General features: G+C 71.6%; 16 protein-coding genes and 1 pseudogene. 10 read left to right on the top strand and 7 right to left on the bottom strand.

Annotated features, from left to right (window positions below; all coding sequences use genetic code 11):
- The first annotated feature begins 80 nt into the window (after positions 1-80).
- Complete coding sequence (locus ACTWP9_RS08830; RefSeq protein ID WP_443245443.1) at positions 81-1,451, top strand: alkaline phosphatase PhoX; 1,371 nt, start codon at positions 81-83, stop codon at positions 1,449-1,451.
- 45 nt (positions 1,452-1,496) lie between these two features.
- Here the strand turns inward: ACTWP9_RS08830 and ACTWP9_RS08825 are convergent, their stop codons facing one another.
- Positions 1,497-2,174, bottom strand: coding sequence for an ABC transporter (locus ACTWP9_RS08825; RefSeq protein WP_443245442.1), 678 nt, complete (start codon positions 2,172-2,174; stop codon positions 1,497-1,499).
- A complete protein-coding gene (locus ACTWP9_RS08820) occupies positions 2,171-3,049 on the bottom strand; it encodes an ABC transporter ATP-binding protein (RefSeq protein ID WP_443245441.1) in 879 nt (292 codons plus the stop codon). The genes ACTWP9_RS08825 and ACTWP9_RS08820 overlap by 4 nt, the downstream gene beginning before the upstream one ends.
- A gap of 45 nt (positions 3,050-3,094) precedes the next feature.
- Between ACTWP9_RS08820 and ACTWP9_RS08815 the strand changes: the two genes are divergently transcribed.
- The 3 genes and pseudogenes from ACTWP9_RS08815 to ACTWP9_RS08805 all read left to right on the top strand — a co-directional run bounded on the left by ACTWP9_RS08815 (position 3,095) and on the right by ACTWP9_RS08805 (position 7,140).
- Positions 3,095-3,799, top strand: coding sequence for a peptidyl-tRNA hydrolase (locus ACTWP9_RS08815; RefSeq protein WP_443245440.1), 705 nt, complete (start codon positions 3,095-3,097; stop codon positions 3,797-3,799).
- Between the two features lie 334 nt (positions 3,800-4,133).
- Positions 4,134-5,361, top strand: a pseudogene (locus tag ACTWP9_RS08810) (DUF692 domain-containing protein).
- 162 nt (positions 5,362-5,523) lie between these two features.
- Complete coding sequence (locus ACTWP9_RS08805; protein WP_443245439.1) at positions 5,524-7,140, top strand: alpha/beta hydrolase; 1,617 nt, start codon at positions 5,524-5,526, stop codon at positions 7,138-7,140.
- Positions 7,141-7,151: 11 nt separating this feature from the next.
- Here the strand turns inward: ACTWP9_RS08805 and hemQ are convergent, their stop codons facing one another.
- Together hemQ and hemG are read right to left on the bottom strand one after the other, a co-directional pair.
- Entirely contained in the window at positions 7,152-7,868 is a 717-nt protein-coding gene (gene hemQ / locus ACTWP9_RS08800) for a hydrogen peroxide-dependent heme synthase (RefSeq protein WP_443245438.1), read from the bottom strand.
- On the bottom strand, positions 7,861-9,297 hold the full coding sequence (gene hemG, locus ACTWP9_RS08795; RefSeq protein ID WP_443245437.1) for a protoporphyrinogen oxidase: 1,437 nt from the start codon (positions 9,295-9,297) through the stop codon (positions 7,861-7,863). Before hemG ends, hemQ begins: the two co-directional genes overlap by 8 nt.
- Before the next feature lie 104 nt (positions 9,298-9,401).
- On the opposite strand from hemG, the gene ACTWP9_RS08790 reads away from it, so the two are divergent.
- Positions 9,402-10,808 carry an FAD-dependent oxidoreductase gene (locus tag ACTWP9_RS08790; protein ID WP_443245436.1) on the top strand — a complete coding sequence of 469 codons (1,407 nt, stop codon included), beginning with the start codon at positions 9,402-9,404 and terminating at the stop codon, positions 10,806-10,808.
- A 24-nt stretch (positions 10,809-10,832) separates the two neighbouring features.
- Here ACTWP9_RS08790 and hemE read toward each other — a convergent pair whose 3' ends face one another.
- Positions 10,833-11,921, bottom strand: coding sequence for a uroporphyrinogen decarboxylase (hemE, locus tag ACTWP9_RS08785; protein WP_443245435.1), 1,089 nt, complete (start codon positions 11,919-11,921; stop codon positions 10,833-10,835).
- Positions 11,922-11,995: 74 nt separating this feature from the next.
- Here hemE and ACTWP9_RS08780 point away from each other — a divergent pair, with 74 nt between their 5' ends.
- The 5 genes from ACTWP9_RS08780 (at position 11,996) to ACTWP9_RS08760 (ending at position 18,517) form a co-directional block, all read left to right on the top strand.
- Positions 11,996-12,667, top strand: coding sequence for a DUF3000 domain-containing protein (locus ACTWP9_RS08780; protein ID WP_443245434.1), 672 nt, complete (start codon positions 11,996-11,998; stop codon positions 12,665-12,667).
- Positions 12,668-12,992: 325 nt separating this feature from the next.
- Positions 12,993-13,673, top strand: a complete 681-nt coding sequence (locus ACTWP9_RS08775) for a response regulator transcription factor (protein ID WP_099884917.1) — start codon at positions 12,993-12,995, stop codon at positions 13,671-13,673.
- A 124-nt stretch (positions 13,674-13,797) separates the two neighbouring features.
- Positions 13,798-15,060: a ribonuclease D gene (locus ACTWP9_RS08770; RefSeq protein WP_443245433.1), complete on the top strand. Its 1,263-nt coding sequence runs from the start codon at positions 13,798-13,800 to the stop codon at positions 15,058-15,060.
- A 119-nt stretch (positions 15,061-15,179) separates the two neighbouring features.
- Positions 15,180-16,394 carry a thiolase family protein gene (locus ACTWP9_RS08765; RefSeq protein ID WP_443245432.1) on the top strand — a complete coding sequence of 405 codons (1,215 nt, stop codon included), beginning with the start codon at positions 15,180-15,182 and terminating at the stop codon, positions 16,392-16,394.
- Between the two features lie 2 nt (positions 16,395-16,396).
- Complete coding sequence (locus ACTWP9_RS08760; protein WP_443245431.1) at positions 16,397-18,517, top strand: 3-hydroxyacyl-CoA dehydrogenase NAD-binding domain-containing protein; 2,121 nt, start codon at positions 16,397-16,399, stop codon at positions 18,515-18,517.
- A gap of 75 nt (positions 18,518-18,592) precedes the next feature.
- Here ACTWP9_RS08760 and ACTWP9_RS08755 read toward each other — a convergent pair whose 3' ends face one another.
- Both ACTWP9_RS08755 and ACTWP9_RS08750 read right to left on the bottom strand, forming a co-directional pair.
- Complete coding sequence (locus ACTWP9_RS08755; protein ID WP_443245430.1) at positions 18,593-20,905, bottom strand: hypothetical protein; 2,313 nt, start codon at positions 20,903-20,905, stop codon at positions 18,593-18,595.
- Entirely contained in the window at positions 20,905-21,405 is a 501-nt protein-coding gene (locus ACTWP9_RS08750; RefSeq protein ID WP_443245429.1) for a hypothetical protein, read from the bottom strand. The genes ACTWP9_RS08755 and ACTWP9_RS08750 overlap by 1 nt, the downstream gene beginning before the upstream one ends.
- Positions 21,406-21,566: the final 161 nt, after the last annotated feature.

Below are 21,566 nucleotides of genomic sequence, written 5' to 3'. Positions count from 1 at the left end.
TGCGTCCTGATCGCTGTGCGCACGCTGGTGCGCGTGGTACACACGCTTGGTCACCTGTCCGCCACCAGGGGAGATGCCCGATGTCCACGACCCGACGCCAAGTGCTGGCAAGAACCGGAGCCGCCGGGGCCGCAGTCGCCTTCAGCGGCGCGCTCTCGGAATTGTTCACGGGAACCGCCGCCGCCCAGGCCACCGGCGGCAGCGCGGGCTACGGCCCGCTGGTCCCCGACCCCGACGGGCTGCTCGATCTGCCCAAGGGCTTCCGCTACAAGGTGCTCTCCCGTGAGGGCGACCCGCTTCGCTCCGGCGAGGGCAAGGTGCCCAGCAACAGCGACGGCATGGCCGCCTTCGAGGGGAGCCGGGGCCGCACCTGGCTGGTGCGCAACCACGAGAACCGGATGGACGGCCGGGTGCCCGTCCCCACCGTGGAGGGCCTGACCTACGACCCCGCCGCCAAGGGCGGTTGCACCGTCATCGAAGTGGACCGCGACAACAAGGTGTTGACCGAACGCGTCGGCATCGCGGGCACCTCCACCAACTGCGCGGGCGGGCCGAGCCTCTGGGACACCTGGCTGACCTGCGAGGAGACCGAGTTCAAGGCCGGTGAGGAGGGCTACACCAAGGACCACGGCTTCATCTTCGAAGTCGGCTTCGACCGCCGCCGTCCCACCTCCGTCGAACCGCTGAAGGCGATGGGCCGCTTCCAGCACGAGGCGGTCGCCTTCGACCCTGGCACAGGCGTCGTGTACGAGACCGAGGACGCCTTCGAGAAGCCGTTCGGCCTCTTCTACCGCTTCCTGCCCAAGAAGCCCAAGGGCGGGTACGGTTCGCTGCACGTGGGCGGCAAGCTGGAGGCCATGCGAGTGCCGGGCGTGCCGGACCTCTCCGCCGTCACCGAGACGGGCACCTCCTTCGACGGCATCGAATGGGTCGAGGTCCCCGATCCGCTGGCCAAGGAAACCCCCATCCGGTTCCAGGACTTCGGCAAGGGCGGCATCACCCACGCGCAGAAGCTGGAGGGGTGCTACTGGGGCGGTTCGAGCGTCTACTTCGTCTCCAGCTACGCGCGCAGCGCGGAGGGCTCGCAGCGGGATCACTTCGGTCAGATCTGGCGCTACGACCCGCGGCGCCGCCGCCTCACCCTCGTCATCGTCTTCGGCCCGGACACCGATGTGCAACTGCCGGGCGAGGAGCCGGACAACATCTGCCTCGCCCCCAGCGGCGGTCTGATGGTGTGCGAGGACGGTGAGGGCGCCCAGCACGTCTTCGGTCTCACCCGGCAGGGCAAGGTCTACCCGATGGCGCGGGGCGCCCAGAACATCGGCACCCCCGAGGAGCCGGAGTGGGGCGAGTTCGCGGGCGTGACCTTCGCTCCCGACGGCCGCACCATGTACGTCAACTGCTACAAGCCCGGCACTACCTTCGCGATTACGGGGCCCTGGAAGCACTGAGCCCGCACCCCGGAGAGAGGGCGCCCCCGGAGAGGGGGCGCCCGCTCACTCGCGACGGGCAGCCACGGCGCACGCCGCGGCAGCAGCCAGGCCCGCCACCGCCACAGCGCCCAGCAGCGGCGCCCACGGGATGTGTACGACCCCCTGGCTGGAGCCGCGGACCAAGCCGGTCACCGCCGCATTGGCCGGCGAGGCCCCCAGCGCGAGGGCCGCAACGCTCCCCAGCAGCGTCGCGCTCACCGCGTACCCTGGCGAGCGGATCAGCGGCCGGTTGCCCAGGGCCCCGACGGCGGCCCCCATCAGCACACACGCCAGCACCCCGCACAGCCCCGCGCCCACGGCAGGCAGCACCGGAACGGCAGCGGTCCCGTCGGTACTCCGCGGGGCACTCACCCCGATCACCACTCCCGCCCCCGCGCATCCGAACAGCAGGGCCGCCGCTCCCCCGGCGAGGACGCCCGCGAGGTGCACCCGCCAGGCCCCGGCGGCAGCCGCCGCACAGTGCCGGGCAGCCTGGGGCTCGGCCGTCACACAGGTACGCACCAGCCAGGCGGCTGCGGGCAGCAGCGTGGCGGCGGCGATCCCGAGCGAGTCCAGCAGCGGCTGCCCGGCCCGTACGCCGACGGCCAGCAGCCCGGCGTACAGCAGCAGCGGCGCCGGCCACCGCTGCGAGCGCACCAGCAGGGCGAGTTGGTAGCGGGTCAGTGCCAGCGTCGCTCTCATGCGAAGTCCCCTTCCCGCTCCCCCAGCGGCCGTACGGAGCGGACGTGCCAGCCGGGCCGGGCGGCCAACAGCACCCGCAGCGCCGTGTCGGAAGCGGCACTGGGCAGCGTCAGCAACAGCCGGCCGTCGAGCGCGAGCCTCCACCGCGCGCTTCCCGGCAAGCCCTCAGGGACCCCGGCGCCGGGCGCTCCCAGTGCTTCGATGCGCGTCATCGTGGGCCGCTGTGCGCCGTTCCCGGGCCGGGCCACCGCCGCGCCCGCCTCGGCGACCGCCACCCGGCCACCGGCCGCGACCCGCACGGTGACGTCCTGAGCCCCGGCGAGCCGCGCCGGGTCGTGGTCGACGAACGCCACGGCGCCGCCCTCGGCGACCCGTTCCCGCACCACACTGTCGAGGACCTCGCGCGCGGGCCGGTCGAGGCCGGTCCACGCCTCGTCGAGCACCAGCAGACCGGGGCGGCCGACGAGGGCCTGCGCGACGGCCACCTTCTGGGCGCTGCCCTTGGACAGCTCCCGCATCCTGGTGGCGGCGTACTGCTGGGCGCCGAACCGCTCCAGCCAGGCGGCGCCCTCCCGGGCGGCCTCGCGGCTGCTCAGGCCGCGGACCCGGCCCAGGTGGGTGAGGTAGCCGAGAGCCGTCAACGGCAGTGCGGCGGGGAAGCGTTCGGGAACATAGCCGCGGGTCCGGGGGCGCCCGCGGACCCGCCCCGCGCTGGGCGCGTCGATCCCGGCGACCAGCCGCAGCAGCGTGGACTTGCCGCTTCCGTTGCCGCCTTCCACCCGCACCAGGGTGCCCGCCCGCACTTCGAGGTCCACCCCGCGCAGGACCCAGGGCCCGCCCGTCCGGTAGCGCCGTCCCACCCTCTCCAGCCTCACGGGCCAGAGCATAGGTGGGACACCGGCCGCTGGCAGACTGAACCGGTGACCGTTTCAGACCCCGCGGCCCCGCAGCCCGCCGAACCCGAGCGCTTCGTCCTGCCCCTCGTCGTCCGGATCGAGCGCGCAGCACCGCCCGCCCGTACGGATGCGCTGGAGACTGCGGCCCGCGCGGTGCTCACGCTGCTTGCCGACCCGCGCACGGTCGAGGAGACCGGCGAGTGGCACAAGCGGGTGCGGCTGTGGGAGGAGCGTCAGATCCGCAAGGTCGTCCGGCGGGCACGGGGTGCGGAGTGGCGGCGTACGGAGCCGCTGTCGGGGATCACCGTGGCGGGGCGTACGGCCGAGGTGCGGGTCTTCCCACCGGTCCCGCTGGACGGCTGGCCCAAGGAGCTGGCACGGCTCCAGGTGTCGGGTACGGAGCTGGACGATCCGGAGCCGCCGGCCGCGCCCGCCGCCGGTACGCCGGTGCTCTGGCTGAATCCCGAGGTGGAGATGTCGGCGGGCAAGGCAATGGCGCAAGCCGGGCACGCCGCACAACTGGCCTGGTGGCAGCTGGACGCCGCGGGGCGGACGGCCTGGCACCGGGCGGGCTTCCCACTCGCCGTGCGTCCGGCCCGCCATGCGGCGCACTGGACGGAGCTGACCACCAGCAGCCTCCCCGTGGTGCGGGACGCCGGATTCACCGAGGTCGCACCCGGCTCCTGCACGGTCGTCGCGGAACACCCGGCACTGCGCGCTGCCCGCTAGGGCCGGCCTTCGAGAAGGCATTCCCCGACAAGAAGGGCAAGCACCGGATCGTCGCGGACGAGGAGCTGCGTGCCCGGCGGCAGCGGCTTCCTCTCGTTCCTGAACAACGGCAACCCGCGCAACAAGGCGGTACCGATCCTGCGGCTGACGCGGCGCAAACGCGCGGAGTTCGTCGAGGTCTCGGCCCCCCCCACGGCGCCCCGCGTGCCCGCGAAGCTCAAGTTCAGCTCTGAGGTGTCCGGCGCCGGGAATGAACCCGCGCCGAGAGAGCAGGAGTGCTCTTGCAGTCATGGGGCCGCGGCCACGGGATGCGGCCATGGGGGAGGAGCGGGAGATGGAGAGGCTGGGCACCGGGATCGGCTGGCGGCCGGAGATCGCGGACGGCATCGAGGCGCTGCCGGGCATCGACTGGGTGGAGGTCGTCGCGGAGAACATCTGCCCCGGCCGGCTGCCCGAGCCGCTGCTGCGGCTGCGGGAGCGCGGCACGGTCGTGGTGCCGCACGGGGTGGCGCTCGGCCTCGGGGGCGCCGAGCGCCCCGACCCGGGCAGGCTCGCGGCGCTCGCGGAGTGCGCCGAGGCGCTGGGCACTCCCCTGGTGACGGAGCACATCGCGTTCGTCCGGGGCGGCGGCGGCGACACCGGAGTGCCCCGGATGGAGGCCGGTCACCTGCTGCCGGTGCCCCGCACCCGGGACGCGCTGGACGTGCTGTGCGAGAACATTCGCATCGCCCAGGAAGCGCTGCCGGTGCCGCTCGCCGTGGAGAACATCGCGGCGCTCATCAGCTGGCCGGACGAGGAGCTGAGCGAGGGCGAATTCCTCGCAGAGCTGGTCGAGCGCACCGGGGTGGGCCTGCTGATCGACGTCGCCAATCTGCACACCAACCGGGTGAACCGCGGCGAGGACCCGGTGGCCGCGCTGGACCGGCTGCCGCTGGAGGCGCTCGCGTACGTCCATGTGGCGGGCGGCGTCGAACGCGACGGCGTCTGGCACGACAGCCACGGGCATCCCGTGACCCGGCCCGTGCTGGACGTCCTGGCCGAGCTGTGCGCCAGGACGGTGCCGCCCGGGGTGCTGCTGGAGCGGGACGAGAACTTCCCGCCGGTCGCCGAGCTCGCCGGGGAACTGGAGCAGATCAGCGCGGTGGTGCACGCCGCGCGTGAGGAGGCCACCGGTGTCCGATGAAGCGGGTCCACCGGTGTCCGATGAAGCGCGGGCCCGGCTGGCCCTGGCACAGGCCACGCTGCTGTCGGCGCTGGTCGCCGACGCGCCCGCGCCGCCCGGCTTCGACCGGGACCGGCTGGAGATCCAGGCCAGGGCGCTGCGGGCCAAGCGCGCCGACATCGTCGCCAAGGTGGCGCCGGAGCTGCCGGAGCTCCTCGGCGAGGCGGAGTACCGCAGCCTGTTCCTCGCGTATGCCACGGGGCGGCCCATGGACGCCAACTACCGCTGGGACGCCCTGAACTTCGCGGCGTACGTGCTCGAGGAGGCCCGGCTTCCGCGCCGTCCGCGCAGGGAGCTCAAGCGCTGGTACAAGCACCGCACCGGACCTGCCCCGCGCTGAGCCGGCCCGGCGGGGAGGCAGGCGCTCAGCCCATCCGAGGGGTGTTCCGCGACACCGCGAGGGGATGCTTTACATCTGCGTATGAGCCGCTGAGCATCCAATATGAACGGCGGTGCCCCGGGCATGGCTGACGGAGCGACAGCGAGACCAGCGGGAGCCTCAATGCGCGCAGCAGCGATCCCCTCCACAGTCGGTGCCCTTGCCCTCACGCTGGCCTCTGCCCCCGCGGCGGCCTCGGCCGCTCCACACGGAGCGCTCCCTCCCACCTACAGCGGGCCGGAAGCGGCCGGCGTCCGGGCGGCGGCCAGGGACGCCGCGGCCCGGGGCATCCGGTGGCAGCCCTGCCCCGCCGCCGAGCAGCTGCCCGTATCCGCCGAGTGCGGCACCGTCCGGGTCCCGGTGGACTACACGCGGCCGGACGGCGAGCACATCTCCCTCACCGTCAGCAGGGCCCGGGCCACCGGGAACCCCGCCGAGTACCAGGGCCCGCTGGTCTACAACCCGGGTGGGCCGGGTGGCAACGCGATGAACTTCCCCCTCTACCCGAAGCTCGGCGGACTGTGGAAGCGCCTCAACGCACGCTACGACTTCATCGGCTATGCGCCCCGCGGCGTGGGCCGCTCCGACCCGCTCTCCTGCCAGCACCCGGAAGCGTTCCTCAAGGGACCCAACCACGCAGCGCAGCACCCCACTTGGGCCGTCAAGCAGGCCATGAACCGGAAGGCCGCCGCCTACGCCGCCGGGTGTGCCAAGGCGCAGCCCGACCGGCTGCGGCACTACACGACGCCGAACAACGCCCGCGACCTGGACGTACTGCGCGCCGCTCTGGGGCAGCGCGGGCTCAACTTCATGGGCGTCTCCTACGGCACGTACATCGGCTCCGTCTACGCGACGCTCTTCCCCGGGCACGTCCGCCGCCTCGTACTGGACAGCATCGTCAACCCGGCCCCCGACAACGTGTGGTACCAGGCCAACCTCGACCAGAACGTCGCCTTCGAGCGGCGCTGGGAGGACTGGAAGACCTGGGTCGCCCGGCACGACGACACCTACCGGCTGGGGCGTACGGCCCGGCAGGTGCAGGCGTCGTTCGACGCGGTGCGGGAGGCCGTGGACCGTGAGCCCGCCGGCGGGACGGTCGGCTCCAAGGAACTGGTGGCCGCGTTCCTGGACACCGGGTACGCGGATGCGACCTGGGCCCCGTACGCGCGGGCCCTCTCCGACTTCCGCAAGGGCGAGCCCGGGCCGCTGATCAAGGTGGCGGCGCCGGACATGAAGAAGGCGAAGAAGGAGGAGAACGGCAACGCCGTCTACAACGCGGTCGAGTGCCAGGACGCACCCTGGCCACGCGACTGGCCGCGCTGGGACCGGGACAACACCGTCACGGCGGCGGTGGCGCCGTTCAACACCTGGTCGAACGCCTGGATGAATCTGCCGTGCGCCTACTGGAAGACGGAGTCGGCCACGCCGCTGGATGTGCGCACCGCCGTGGGACAGCTCCCTCCCGTGCTGCTGGTGGCCGCCACCCGGGACGGGGCCACCCCGTACACGGGCGCCCTGGAGACCCGGCGCCGGCTGGCGGGCTCCTCGCTCGTGACCGAGCGCGGCGCGGGCAACCACGGGGTGAGCGGCGGCAACCGCTGCATGGACGCACATATCGAGCGGTACCTCTTCGAGGGCAGAACGCCGGGCACCGACGCGGAGTGCGCTGCGCGGCCCGCACCGAAGCCGGGTGCCCGGCAACAGCCGCTGCCCGCCCCCGGCATGCGGGCCGCCCGCTAGCGTTCGCCGCGTTACGCCAGCCCCGCGACCAGCTCGCCCAGCGGCTTGCGGCGGCCCGTGAAGAAGGGGATCTCCTCCCGCACATGCCTCCGCGCTTCCGAACCGCGAAGGTGCCGCATCAGGTCGACGATGCGGTACAGCTCGTCGGCCTCGAAGGCGAGGATCCACTCGTAGTCGCCCAGCGAGAAGGCGGGCACGGTGTTGGCCCGTACGTCGGGGAAGCCGCGGGCCATCTTGCCGTGGTCGGCGAGCATCCGGCGGCGGTCCTCGTCGGGCAGCAGGTACCACTCGTAGCTGCGCACGAAGGGGTAGACGCTCACATAGGCGCGTGGCTCCTCGTCGGCGAGGAAGGCCGGGATGTGCGACTTGTTGAACTCGGCGGGACGGTGCAGCGCCATGTTCGACCAGACGGGCTCCAGCGCGCGGCCCAGCTTGGTGCGGCGGAAGCGGTTGTAGGCGTCCTGGAGGGCGTCGGAGTCCTCCGAGTGCCACCAGATCATCACGTCGGCGTCGGCCCGCAGCCCGGAGACGTCGTACGTACCGCGGACGACCACGTCCTTGGCGGCGAGCTGGCCGAACAGCTCCTCCACCTCGTCCGCGTACCCGGAACGGTCCTCGGGGAGCACGTCGCGCAGCCGGAAGACCGACCAGAGGGTGTAGCGGATGACCTCGTTGAGGTCCTTGGCCTTCTTGCCCGCGTTGGGGGACTTCTGCGGTTCCTCACTCATGACGTGTCTTCTCACTGTTCTCGTTGGCTGACTCAGCTGATGCGGCTGCTTCCAGTACGTGCCGGGCCGCGCGCTGTCCACTGGCGACGCAGGCCGGGATGCCCACGCCCTCGTAGACGGCGCCGGCCACCGCAAGTCCCGGCAGCGCGTCTGTGGCTGCCCGGACGGCGGCGACGCGCTGGAGGTGTCCGACCGGGTACTGCGGCAGGCCGCTGTCCCAGCGGGAGACGAGGGAGTCGACGGGGCGCGCGTCCAGCCCGGTGGCGGCGCGCAGATCGCGCAGCGACAGCTCCACCAGTTCGGCGTCGTCCCGCTCGAGCATCTGCTCCTCGCCGTAGCGGCCCAGCGAGGTACGCAGCACGAACAGGGAGGGGTCCTGGGCAGCGACCCAGCTCCACTTGTGCGCGGAGAAGGTGGCGGCCTTGATGGCGCGGCCGTCCACGGGGGGCGCCAGGAAGCCGCTGCTGTCCGGGATGCGGTCCGCCTCGGACCTGCGGAAGGCCAGGGTGACCAGCGCCATCGAGGCGTACTCGACCTCGTCGAGCACCGTGGCGGCTGCCGGGGCGTGCGGGGCGAGTAGCCGCGCGGAAGCTGGTGCGGGGGTGGCCAGCACGACGGCGTCGGCGCTCAGCGCCTCGTGCTCGGTGACGGCGAGCCAGCCGGGCCCGCCGTCGGAGGGCGTACGGCGCAGCTCGCGCACCGGTGTGCTCAGCCGGATCTCGGCGCCCTTGGCAGTGCACGCCTCGGCCACGGCCTGGGGCAGCCGTCCGATGCCGCCCTCGATGCCCATGAAGACGGGGCTGTGGGGCGCGGGCCGGGCGGCGGCCCGGTCCTGCACGGCGCGCACCGCGGCCAGCAGGGAGCGCTCGCCGCGTGCTGCCTCGTACAGCTGCGGGACGGCGGCGCGCATCGAGATCCGGTAGGCGTCACCGGCGTACACCCCGCCCAGCAGGGGTTCGACCAGCCGGTCGACGACCTCGCGGCCGAGCCGCCGGGCGACGTATTCGCCCACGGCCACGTCCTCGCCGATCTCGGTACGCGGCAGCCGCCCGTCCTCGGCGATCCGGGCCCGCCCCTCGGGCGAGAGCACCCCGCCGAGCGCGGCCGGGTCGCCGGGGACGCCCATCAGATGGCCCTTGGGCATGGGCCGTACGGCGCCGCGCGTCCAGATGGCGCCCCCGGCGACGGACGGCGGCTGGAGCCGTTCGCCGAGCCCGACGGCGCGCGCCAGCTCCACGGCCTCGGGGCGGCGGGCCAGCATGGATTCGGCGCCCAGGTCGACGGCGGCCGTCCCGGCGACGCTGCCCGCACGCAGCTTGCCGCCGAGCCGGGCACCGGCCTCCAGCACGGTCACCCGGGCGCCGGACGCCAGCAGTTGGTGCGCAGCGGCCAGCCCGGAGATTCCGCCCCCGATGACAAGTACGTGCATATGGGCAAGTCTCGCAGAACGGCACCCGGCGCATAGCGTGGGCCCTGTCAGTGGCAGCACGTCCGGTGGGCGGCAGCGCCCGTACGGCGAAAGGAGCGTCCGCGATGGCGGCAGCGGAGCGGATGGTGGTCATCGGTGGCGATGCGACGGGGATGTCGGCCGCGGCGCAGGCCCGCCGGCTCAAGAGCCCTGACGAGCTGGAGATCGTGGCGTTCGAGCGGGGCGGCTTCTCCTCGTACTCCGCCTGTGGCATCCCGTACTGGGTGGCTGGTGATGTCGCCGAGCGCGACAAGCTGATCGCCCGCTCCCCCGAGGAGCACCGCTCGCGCGGAATCGACCTGCGGATGCGTACCGAGGCTCTTGAGCTGGACGTGGACGGGCAGCGGGTCCGGGTGCGGGAGCAGGAGGGCACCGAGCGCTGGGTGGGGTACGACCAGCTCGTGCTGGCCACCGGCGCCGTCCCGGTGCGCCCGCCGCTGCCCGGGATCGACGCCGAGGGCGTGTACGGGGTGCAGACGCTGGACGACGGCCAGCAGCTGCTGGACGCGCTGGAGCAGAGGGTGGAGTTCGGGGGGACGGCTGGGGAAGGTGCGGCCCGGCGAAGGGCGGTCGTCGTCGGCGCGGGCTACATCGGCGTCGAGATGGCCGAGGCGTTCGTCAGGCGCGGCTACGCGGTGACGGTGCTGGAGAAGGCCGAGCAGCCGATGTCCACCCTCGACCCGGACATGGGCAAGCTGGTGCATGAGGCGATGTGTTCCATGGACATCGAGACGGTGCTGGGCGCCGCCGTCACCGAGGTCCTCACCGACGAGCGGGGCCGGGCCCGCGCAGTGGCGACCGAGGACGCCGAGTACCCGGCCGACGTGGTCGTGCTCGGCCTCGGTGTGAAACCCGCGACGGCGCTGGCCCGCGAGGCGGGACTGCCGCTGGGCGAGTCCGGCGGACTGCTGACGGACCTGGCGATGCGGGTCCGCGACCGGGAGAACATCTGGGCAGGCGGCGACTGCGTGGAAGTCCTCAACCTCGTCTCGGACCGTGCCCAGCATGTGCCGCTGGGCACGCACGCCAACAAGCACGGCCAGATCATCGGCGCCAACATCGGGGGAAGTTACGCCACCTTCCCCGGAGTGGTGGGCACGGCCGTCAGCAAGGTGTGCGACCTGGAGATCGCCAGGACGGGGCTGCTGGAGGCGCAGGCCGCCGCCGTCGGGCTCCGCTTCGCCAGCGTGGTGATCGAGTCCACCACCCGGGCCGGCTACTACCCCGGTACCCGGCCGATCCACGTCAAGATGATCGCCGAGCGCAGCTCGGGACGGCTGCTCGGCGTCCAGATCGTCGGCCGTGAGAACGCCGGCAAACGCGTCGACATCGCCGCTGTCGCGTTGCACGCAGGCATGACCGTGGAGCAGATGACTTCATTGGATCTCGGCTACGCCCCGCCGTTCAGCCCCGTGTGGGACCCGGTACTCATCGCCGCCCGCAAGGCCGCGGCAGCGGTCCGGGAGGGCTGAGGGCCGCAACAACCGCGTACGGCCTCAGCGCGAGCTGCGCTCATGCACGTACGCCACCAGATCCGTCAGCGCCTGCGGATCCGTCTCCGGCAGCACCCCATGCCCCAGGTTGAAGATGTGCCCCTCCAGCCCGCGTGCGGCCTCCAGGATGCGTGCGGCCTGGCGCTCCACAGCCTCGCGGGGGGCGAAAAGGACGGCCGGATCGAGGTTGCCCTGGATCGCCTTGCCGGGGCCCACCCGGCGTGCGGCCTCGTCCACCGGCACCCGCCAGTCTGCGCCGACCACATCGGCTCCGGCCCCGCCCATGAGACCGAGCAGCTCACCGGTGCCGACGCCGAAGTGGATGCGGGGCACCCCGTATCCGGCGACGGCGTCGAAGACCTTCGTGGAGGCGGGCAGCACGCTGCGCCGGTAGTCCTCCGGAGCGAGCGCGCCCACCCATGAGTCGAACAGCTGCACCGCGCCGGCGCCCGCCTCTATCTGCACCTTCAGGAAGGTTGCGGTGATGTCCGCGAGCCGGTCCAGCAGTTCGGCCCACAGCTGAGGGTCGCCGTACATCAGCGCCTTGGTGCGCTCGTGGTTCTTCGAAGGGCCGCCCTCCACCAGATAACTGGCCAGCGTGAAGGGCGCTCCGGCGAAGCCGATGAGCGGGGTGGCGCCCAGCTCGCGGGTGAGGATGCCGACGGCCTCGGTCACGTACGAAACGTCCCCTGGCTCCAGGGCCCGCAGCCGCTCCAGGTCGGCGCGGGTGCGGATGGGCTTCTCGACGACGGGGCCGACGCCCGGCTTGATGTCGAGGTCCACGCCGATGGCCTTGAGGGGGACGACGATGTCGCTGAAGTAGATCGCGGCGTCCACCTTGTGCCGGCGCACGGGCTGCAAGGTGATCTCGGCGACGAGATCGGGCTGCATGCACGAGTCCAGCATCGCGATGCCCTCGCGCACCTTGCGGTACTCGGGCAGCGAGCGGCCGGCCTGCCGCATGAACCACACCGGAGTGTGCGGCACCGGTTCGCGGCGGCACGCGCGGAGAAACGGTGAATCCGCCGCAGCGCTCGCTGCGACGTCCGGTGTCTGCGTCGGCTGGCCCTCAGGGCGGTCGTCTCCACTCACACCCCGAAGTCTCCCACGGCCTAATGGGGTGTCCCTACCGGCCTGAAGCCCGCCGTCCGCCTACTCTTCGGCCCATGACTGCGGCTCGGGCGGCGAAGGCGGGAGGCTCCGGCGGAGTGGAAGACACCAGCGGGACGGGAGGCTCCGGCGGCGGGGGCGGGGACTCTTCTCCGCCGCCTTTCCGGGCGGCTGTCGCGGCGCTGAGCGAGACCCGCCCGCGCCCCGAGGTCCAGCTCTCCCTGCTCCCCGCGCCCCGGCGGCTGGCGCCGTACTCGTTCGCGCTGGAGGCGACCGTGACGGAGCCGGACGACGAGGAGACCGAGCTGGCCGACGGGCGGTTCGTGCTGCTGCACGACCCGCAGGGCCAGGAGTCGTGGCAGGGCACCTTCCGCGTCGTCACACTGGGCCGGGCCGAGCTGGAGCCGGAGATCGCCGGCGACCCGCTGCTGCCCGAAGTGACCTGGACCTGGCTGACGGGCGCCCTGGAGGCGCGCGGTGCCGGGTACGTGGAGCCGAGCGGGACGGTGACCCGGTCCAGCTCCGCCTTCTTCGGCGGGCTCGCGGAGCGCGCGGCGGAGGAGGTGCTGGAGATCCGGGCGAGCTGGACTCCTGAGGGCACCACCCCGGACGCCGCCGCGCATCTGACGGCCTGGTGCGAACTCCTCTGCCAGTGCGCCGGGTTGCCCCCGGAGACGGGCGAGGGCTCCTCGGTCGTCCAGCTCCCGCAGCGCAGGGGCCCGCACTAGCCCGACGATCCCCGCACCTCAACCCCTTCATCGCCGCACCCGGTGGGAGCCGCTCCCGCCGGGTGCGGCGTTTTGTCTACAAAGACGCCGCACAATTCCGGTCGCGCACCCGGTCCATGAAGACAACGGTCTCTGTGTAGACAAAGGAATCTTTCCGGCTGCGGAAAATGAACCGGGGAAACCGGATTGTGGAAATTCGGGTCACTAATTCGTGATCTTTCTCTAAAGAGCTGTGGAGAAGGTGCCGAAGGAGTCTGTGACCCTTCACGCGGAATACCCGACTCGTTCGGTTCCGTCCCCCACAGCCACTCCCTCAGGAGGCCCGGTGTCTGTTCTCCTTGAGCACCCCACAAGCCTGGTCGCCTACCGCCCGAACAAGCCGACGGCCATGGTCGTCGTGGCCGACCCCCGAGTCCGTTCCACCGTGACCCGCCACCTGTGGGCTCTCGGCGTGCGGGACGTGATCGAGGCGTCGTCCATCGCGGAGGCCCGCCCCCGAATCGGCAACCCACGCGACATCTGCGTGGCCGACGTCCACCTGCCCGACGGCTCCGGGCTCAGCCTGCTGTCCGAGACCAGAGCGGCGGGCTGGCCCAACGGCCTGGCGCTCTCCGCCGCCGACGACATCGGCGCCGTACGCAACGCACTGGCCGGCGGCGTCAAGGGCTACGTCGTCACCGGCACCCGCACCAACCTGGGCGGTCCGCTGCCCACCCGGCACGGTGCCGCACCCATCGGCGCCGCCGCCGCTGCGCGGATGCACCGCAGGCCGGGCGGCGGCCCCGGCGGTCCGGGCCACCCGGGCGGCTACCGGGAGCTGTCCGGCCGCGAGGTCGAGGTGTTGCGCCTGGTCGCCGAGGGCCAGTCCAACAAGGCCATCGGCGTTTCCATGGGCCTCTCGGCGCTCACCGTCAAGAGCCACCTCGCCCGGATCGCCCGCAAGCTGGGCACCGGCGACCGCGCGGGCATGGTCGCCGTCGCTCTGCGGACGGGCATCATCCACTGACCCCGGCCCCTACTCCCCGGTACTCCCCCGTCCTCCCCCCACGCTTCCGCTTTCCGGGCGCCCGTCGACGTAACGTTCCGTCGGCGGGCGCTCGCCATTGGGTGCGCGCGGATACCCTTTACTGGTGACCGACGCCCAAGAGACCGCATCAGCATCCGCAGCTCAGGCCCCCCTCCAGGACTCCGCCCCGGCGCCGGTCCCCCTCCTGGAACCACGCGAGGGGATCCCGCCCGTCACCGTGACGGCCGCGGAGCTGGCCGAGGTGACCGACGCCTTCGCATCGGGCGGCGGCCCGGTGGCCGTCGATGCCGAGCGCGCGTCGGGGTACAGGTACGGACAGCGGGCCTATCTGGTTCAGCTGCGCCGCGAGGGAGCGGGCACCGCGCTGATCGACCCGGTCGCCTGCCCCGATCTTTCGGGCCTGGACGCGGCACTGGCGGGCACCGAGTGGGTACTGCACGCCGCCAGCCAGGATCTGCCGTGTCTGCGGGAAATAGGTATGCGGCCCACCCGGCTCTTCGACACCGAGCTGGCCGGGCGGCTCGCCGGGTTCGCACGGGTGGGCCTCGGCGCGATGGTGGAGAACGTGCTCGGATACGCCCTGGAGAAGGGGCACTCCGCCGTCGACTGGTCCACCCGTCCGCTGCCCGACCCCTGGCTGCGGTACGCGGCGCTCGATGTGGAGCTGCTGGTGGACCTTCGGGACGCGCTGGAGCAGGAGCTGTCTCGGCAGGGGAAGCTGGAGTGGGCCCAGGAGGAGTTCGCGTTCATCGCCGCCGCTCCGGCCCCGCCGCCGCGCAAGGACCCCTGGCGGCGCACCTCGGGCATGCACAAGGTGCGCCGGCGCCGGCAGATGGCCGTCGTACGGGAGCTGTGGCAGGCGCGGGACGCGGTGGCGCGCAAGCGGGACATCTCACCGGGCAAGGTGCTGTCCGACGCGGCGATCGTGGAGGCGGCGCTGGCCATGCCCCCGAACGCCAGGACGCTGGCAGCGCTGCCCGGCTTCGGCCAGCGGGTGGGCCGCAAACAGCTCGACCAGTGGATGGCGGCCGTCGAGCGGGCCCGTGCGCTGCCGGAGGAGGAGCTGCCGCAGCAGTCGCAGGCCACCAACGGTCCGCCGCCGCCCCGCTCCTGGGCCGACAAGGACCCGGCTGCGGCAGCGCGGCTGACGGCGGCCCGGGCGGCTGTCACCCAGCACGCGGAGGAGCTGAACCTGCCGCAGGAGAACCTGCTGACCCCGGACACGGTGCGGCGGCTGTGCTGGGAGCCGCCGGCCGAGGTGTCCGTGGAGTCGGTCTCCGGCGCGCTGCGCACGCTGGGTGCGCGCGAGTGGCAGATCGCGCAGACGGCAGAGCTGCTGCGCGCCGCACTGACCGTCTCCGGGTGACGTACGCGCACACCCGGATGTGACGTGTGCCCCTCGGCCAGGTCGCCCCTTGCCAGGTGGTTACCGGCAAGTAGCATGGGGGGTGACCGACCCCTGGCCGCACCTGGAGGAGAGCCAACGTGCCTCGTACCGCAAGGGACGTCGTCTTCGTCGACGGCGTTCGCACACCGTTCGGCAAGGCGGGCCCCAAGGGCATCTATCACGAGACCCGCGCCGACGACCTGGTCGTCAAGTGCATCCGTGAGCTGCTGCGCCGCAACCCCGACCTGCCTCCGGAGCGCATCGACGAGGTCGCCGTCGCCGCGACCACCCAGATCGGTGATCAGGGGCTGACCCTGGGCCGCACCGCCGGAATCCTCGCGGGGCTGCCGAAGACCGTCCCCGGCTACTCCATCGACCGGATGTGCGCGGGCGCGATGACGGCCGTGACGACGACCTCCGGCTCGATCGCCTTCGGCGCCTACGACATCGTCGTCGCCGGCGGTGTCGAGCACATGGGCCGGCACCCGATGGGCGAGGGCGTGGACCCCAACCCGCGCTTCGTCTCGGAGAAGCTGGTCGACGAGTCGGCGATGTTCATGGGGATGACCGCCGAGAACCTGCACGACCGCTTCCCGCACCTGACCAAGGAGCGGGCCGACGCCTTCGCGATGCGCAGCCAGGAGAAGGCGGCCAAGGCGTACGCCAACGACAAGATCCAGCCCGACCTGGTGCCGATCTCGATCCGGCGCACCTCCCCCGAGGGCGGGGAGACCGGCTGGGGCCTGGCCACTGCCGACGAGCCGATGCGGCCGGGGACGACGCTGGAGAACCTCGCCGGGCTCAAGACCCCCTTCCGCGCGCACGGCCGGGTCACCCCAGGCAACGCCGCGGGCCTGAACGACGGTGCGACCGCCTCCCTCATCGCCGCCGAGGACGTGGCCCAGGAGCTCGGGCTGCCGGTGAAGATGCGGCTGGTCTCCTACGCGTTCGCCGGTGTCGAGCCGGAGGTGATGGGCGTCGGCCCGGTTCCGGCCACCGAGAAGGCGCTGGCCAAGGCCGGGCTGTCGATCGACGACATCGGACTGTTCGAGATCAACGAGGCGTTCGCCGTCCAGGTGCTGGCGCTGCTGGACCACTACGGCATCGCCGACGACGACCCGCGCGTCAACCAGTACGGCGGCGCCATCGCCTTCGGCCACCCGCTGGCCTCCTCCGGCGTACGGCTGATGACCCAGCTCGCCCGCCAGTTCGAGGAGCAGCCGCACGTCCGCTACGGCCTGACGACCATGTGCGTCGGCTTCGGCATGGGCGGGACCGTCATCTGGGAGAACCCCCACTGGGAGGGCAAGTAAGAATGAGCACCGCTGAGCTGCTGAAGGGTGCGGCCGAGCTGTTCCCGGACGAGGTCGTCACCCAGGCGCACGTACGCCACCTCGACCTGCCGTACGGAGCGGGTCGGTTCGCCCTCATCACGCTGGACAACGGGCTGGACCACACCAAGCCCACCACCTTCGGGCCGCAGTCGCTGGCCAACCTGAACGCGGCCATCGACCAGGTCGAGAAGGAGGCCGCGGACGGCGAGATCAAGGGCATCGGCCTCACCGGCAAGCCCTTCATCTTCGCCGTCGGCGCCGATCTCAAGGGCGTCGAGCTGCTGAAGCGGCACGAGGACGCGGTCGCCATCGGCAAGGGCGGCCACGACGTCTTCGTCCGGCTCGCCAACCTGGCCGTGCCGACGTTCGCGTACTACAACGGCGCGGCGATGGGTGGCGGCGTCGAGGTGGGGCTGCACTGCACCTACCGCACCGTCTCCGCCGCGCTGCCCGCCTTCTCGCTGCCCGAGGTCTTCCTGGGCCTCGTCCCCGGCTGGGGCGGCTGCGCGCTGCTTCCGAACCTGATCGGCGCCGACCGCGCGGTCAGCGTCATCATCGAGAACTCGCTCAACCAGAACCGCCAGCTCAAGGGCAAGCAGGTCTACGAACTGGGCATCGCCGACGCCCTGTTCGAGGGCGCCGACTTCCTGGAGGAGTCGCTGCGCTGGACCGCGGGCGTCCTCAAGGGCGAGATCGAGGTCGTACGCCCCGAGGTGGACCGCGGGGAGGCGTGGGACGCGGCCGTCGAGCGCGGCAAGCAGATCGCCGACAGCAAGGTGCACGGCGCGGCCCCGGCCGCCTACCGCGCCCTGGACATCATCGCCGCCGCCAAGAACGGTGACCTGCGCAAGGGCTTCGAGGCCGAGACCCAGGCGCTCGCCGACCTGATCATGGGTGGCGAACTGCGCAGCGGCATCTACGCCTTCAACCTGGTGCAGAAGCGTGCCAAGCGCCCGGCGGGCGCCCCGTCCAAGGACCTGGCGCGTCCGGTCACCAAGGTCGGTGTCGTGGGCGCCGGTCTGATGGCGTCGCAGCTCGGCCTGCTGTTCGCACGCCGGCTGGAGGTGCCGGTCGTACTGACCGACATCGACCAGGAGCGGGTCGACAAGGGTGTGGCCTACTGCCACGAGGAGATCGACAAGCTGCTGCTCAAGGGCCGCGTCAACCAGGACAAGGCCAACCGGCTCAAGGCCCTGGTGACCGGCTCCCTGGACAAGGCCGCCGCGTTCGCCGACGCCGACTTCGTCATCGAGGCCGTCTTCGAGGAGATGGGCGTCAAGCAGCAGGTGTTCGCCGAGGTCGAGGCAGCCGTGCCGGAGCACGCCATCCTGGCGACCAATACCTCCTCGCTGTCCGTCAGCGAAATGGCCTCCCAGCTCAAGCACCCCGAGCGGGTCGTGGGCTTCCACTTCTTCAACCCGGTGGCCATCCTCCCGCTGCTGGAGATCGTGCGGGGCGAGAAGACCGACGACGCCGCGCTGGCCACCGCATTCGGTGTCGCCAAGAAGCTGAAGAAGTCCGCCGTACTCGTCAAGGACGCGCCCGCGTTCGTCGTCAACCGGGTGCTGACCCGGTTCCTCGGCGAGGTGCTGCGCTCCATCGACGAGGGCACGCCGGTCGAGGTCGCCGACCGGGCACTGGCGCCGCTGGGCCTGCCCATGTCGCCGATCCAGCTGCTGGAGCTGGTGGGCCCGGCTGTTGCGCACCATGTCGCGGGCACGCTGCACGACGCGTTCCCCGACCGGTTCGCCGTCTCGGAGAACCTGGGCCGGGTCGTGGAGGCCGGGAAGCGGAACCTGTACGTTCCGGGCACCCAGGAGCTGGACCCGGAGGTCGCCTCGCTGTTCCAGGTCGGGGATGTCTCCCTGACGGAGGAGCAGGTGCGGGAGCGGGCGCTGAACGCCATCGCCGAGGAGGTCCGGCTGATGCTGGACGAGGGTGTGGTGGCCGAGGCCCAGGACATCGACCTGTGTCTGATCACCGGTGCCGGGTGGCCGTTCCACCTCGGTGGTGTGACGCCCTACCTCGACCGCGAGGGCGTCAGCGAGCGCGTCGCAGGCCGCCGCTTCCTGGCTCCCGGCCTCGCCAGCGTCCCGGAATGATGCGGTAGCCCCTGCTCTCCCCCCGATTCTTTTGGCTTTGCGCCCGGTTTCGGTAAGGGGAGAGCAGGGGCTTTTTCACTTCGGATGGGGCTCGCGGCCTTCAAAGGCGTTGCCCTGCGGCCCGATGGCCAGGTACTTGGACTTGATGTCGTCGGCGAGGTCTCCGGTCACATCTGGACCGTTCCCGTACTTCTCCAGGTATTTCTCCGCGGTCCCCCCGAGATCCCGCTCGCCGCGGGCGAAGAACTGATCCTTGTTCTCGGGCGGATCAGGAAGTTCGGGCCCGCCGAAGACCACGTCGTTGTGGAAGAGTTTCGAGAATTCCAGGCCGCCGCCGGCGACGATCGGAATCACCACGCCCCAAGGCCCGCTCTTACCCAGCAGGCTGAGCACCCCGCTGGTCAGCGCGGGTGCCGCAGAGCTCATACCGACGCGGGTCCAGGAGCCGGATTCGCGGTAAGCCTGCTGGGCGGCGGCGCTGTCGGCCGTGTACTGCGCCTCGATCTGCTGGACCCGCGAATGGTCCAGCGTCCCCCGAGCTTCGGCCTCCGTCAGCAGCACCCGTCGCCCCGTGGCCCAGCTCTCGTCGCTCTCGGACGGCGGGTTCTGGGCCAACCGGTCGAGGGTGTAGAGGTGTTCGGCCTGGTTCATGATGCCGTGCGAGGTCTCGTTCTGGCCCAGGACGCTGAGGAAGTCCACGGCCTGGTCGCGGCTCAGCTCGGCCGCGCCCCGATAGGCGGGCGGAAAGGCTCCGTTGCTGTGCAGCGAGTCGCCCACGCCGGAGACGGAACGGTTGATGTCGTCCACGTAGGCGCCGCCCATCGCGCCCAGGCTCGCGGCGATGGCGGGCTGGTCGTGCAGCAGCTTGGGGCCCTTCTCGCCGCCGTAGACGTGGACGACCTGCTCCATGACACCGGCGGTTGCGGCGGTGCGCCGGTCGCCGCCGTGTTCGAAGAGTTCGGGATTCTTCCCGGTCAGCGCGGGATCGTCCCAGGCGTAGCCGGTGGTGGCCGCGGTGAGCGCATGACCGAGCGCCTCGTGTCCCGGCAGCTTGCGCGGGCCCGCCTGGGTGTTGCCGTCGAAGATCCAGTTGCGGTCCTGGGTCAGGTACTTGAACTTGTCGTTGAGTTCGGAGTCCCGGTCCACGACGCCCTTGACATCGGCGGGCTGGCCGAAGAACTCGGTGGAGGCGCCCGGATTGTGCCCCAGGGCGTCCAGGAAACCGACCATCGCGTCGTGCCCGGTGTCACCGGGTATGCCGCGCGCGGTGAGGCTGTCGGTGTCGCCGGTGTTGGACCAATAGGCGTAATTGTCGTGGGTGTTGAGCTTCTTGTCCCAGGCGACGAGCCGGTCACCGTAACGGTTCAGAAAGCCGCTGTCGTACTTGCCCGAGTGCATCAGATTGCTCATGAGCTGGAAGCCGAACGGGTGGGTGGAGCCGCCGCTGCTTTCCAGACGTTTGTCGCCCAGGGCGATCATGTCGTTCTGCCACTGGCGCATTTCCGGTGTGTTGGAGTGCGAGGCCAGTGCGAGGGTGTTGCTCAGCGATTCCTGGAGCGTCTTGGCCGACTTCAGCCCCCACCCGTCGATCTTTGTGTCGGGGTGGTCGAGGTTGCGCGGGTGAGTGGCGTTGTACCAGAGCTTCAGCGTGCGCTCGGCGCCGAGCTTCGTGGTGAACTCTTCGGCGAACTGCGGGTCCTGGCTGTGCCGGGTGATCAGCGCGGTGAGCCGCTCGAACTGGCGGGCGCTCATCCTGCCGTTCTCGGTCTTCGCCAGGTGCAGAGCCTCCTTGAGGTCCTGGGCGGCATGCTCGCGGGCGGCCTTGAGGCTGTTGTACGCGTGGTCGTTGAAGCCGCGTTCGGTGCCGTTGACATCGGTGGTCAGCGCCCGGGCCAGGTCCTGGTCGGCCTGGTCGGCGCTGTCGAGGGCGGCGCGGGTGCGGTCCCGATAGCCGGCGATGGCCTCGCTGTACGACTTGGTGTAGGCGCTGCGGTGCTTCTCCTCGGCGTCGGTGAGCTCGAGGCCGACCGAGCCGTCCTGCTTGTTGAGCTTGAGGTGCTTATGGCCCTCCAGCTCGTCCTCGATGGCCTTGAGCTCCTTCTGCGCGGCGCGGAACTTGCCCAGCGCCTGGGACAGCACCGTGTGCACCCGCCGGGACTCCTCCTGCGCGGCGAGCAGTTGGGCCTTGACCCCGCGGAACTTGCGCCATGCGGCTTCGGCCGTCTCGCCCTCGAAGTCGGAGTTCGCCAGGCCCTTGATGACGTCGGTGTTGAAGTTGGTGGCCACCTGCTGGAACTTGCCGGGCGCGTTCTTCCACTTGCCGACGGCCTCGTCCAGCGGGGTGAGGTCGGCGTGCCGTACGTCGGTGTAGCTGAGCTGGTCACTCATCAGCGGCTGCCCCCGCTCGTGGCATGGGCGCCCTGCCGCGTGTCCGCGCCGTGGCTGTCCTTGGTGCCCGCCACCGCGTCGATGTCCCGCTTGCGCCGGTGGTCCTCGGTGGTGAACGCGCCCGCGGCGGAGCGCAGTGCGGATGCCGTTCCGGTGAACTGCTGCTTGACGTAGGACATCTGGTCGCGCCAGCGCTCTTGGAAGGTGGCGATCGCCGCGTCGGTACGGAAGCCCTTGAGGGCGCCGGTGATCTGTCCCGTCTCGCGCGTGACCTCGTCGTCCGCCTTGAGGAACTGGCTCCGTACGGTCTCGGCGTGGCCCGCGCGGCCCCGCAGTACGTGAGCCGTCACATGGAGCCGCTTCTGCCCGTTCGCTCCGCTTCCGGCCCCGCCGACAACGGTGCCGCCCCCGTGTGTGCCGGTCCCGGCGAGCCGCATATGCACCGTCGTCTCGGGCGCGTACGCGGCCTTGAGCCCGGCCCACTCCTGCTCGAACGACAAGCTGTCCTCCCGTTCCCTGCGTCGTACGAATTGCTCCACGCGCGACGGCCTGACGCACGCGGGGCGGCGAACCTAACTTCCGCAGGGAAACAGCAGACGATCAACGGGAGAGCAGCAACTGGACGGACAGCAGCGGCCTGCAACAACAATGGGAAACTAAT

The sequence above is a fragment of the Streptomyces sp. 3N207 genome (assembly GCF_052246355.1).
GTDB lineage: Bacteria > Actinomycetota > Actinomycetes > Streptomycetales > Streptomycetaceae > Streptomyces.
This window is presented reverse-complemented; position numbering and strand designations above follow the sequence as displayed.

What these genes read in the sequence shown, in the direction of transcription:
- ACTWP9_RS08830 (WP_443245443.1), top strand. Translation starts at nt 81, where the DNA reads ATGTCCACGACCCGACGCCAAGTGCTGGCAAGAACCGGAGCCGCCGGG.
- ACTWP9_RS08825 (WP_443245442.1), bottom strand. Translation starts at nt 2,174, where the DNA reads ATGAGAGCGACGCTGGCACTGACCCGCTACCAACTCGCCCTGCTGGTG.
- ACTWP9_RS08805 (WP_443245439.1), top strand. Translation starts at nt 5,524, where the DNA reads ATGCGCGCAGCAGCGATCCCCTCCACAGTCGGTGCCCTTGCCCTCACG.
- hemQ (WP_443245438.1), bottom strand. Translation starts at nt 7,868, where the DNA reads ATGAGTGAGGAACCGCAGAAGTCCCCCAACGCGGGCAAGAAGGCCAAG.
- hemG (WP_443245437.1), bottom strand. Translation starts at nt 9,297, where the DNA reads ATGCACGTACTTGTCATCGGGGGCGGAATCTCCGGGCTGGCCGCTGCG.
- ACTWP9_RS08790 (WP_443245436.1), top strand. Translation starts at nt 9,402, where the DNA reads ATGGCGGCAGCGGAGCGGATGGTGGTCATCGGTGGCGATGCGACGGGG.
- ACTWP9_RS08780 (WP_443245434.1), top strand. Translation starts at nt 11,996, where the DNA reads ATGACTGCGGCTCGGGCGGCGAAGGCGGGAGGCTCCGGCGGAGTGGAA.
- ACTWP9_RS08760 (WP_443245431.1), top strand. Translation starts at nt 16,397, where the DNA reads ATGAGCACCGCTGAGCTGCTGAAGGGTGCGGCCGAGCTGTTCCCGGAC.
- ACTWP9_RS08755 (WP_443245430.1), bottom strand. Translation starts at nt 20,905, where the DNA reads ATGAGTGACCAGCTCAGCTACACCGACGTACGGCACGCCGACCTCACC.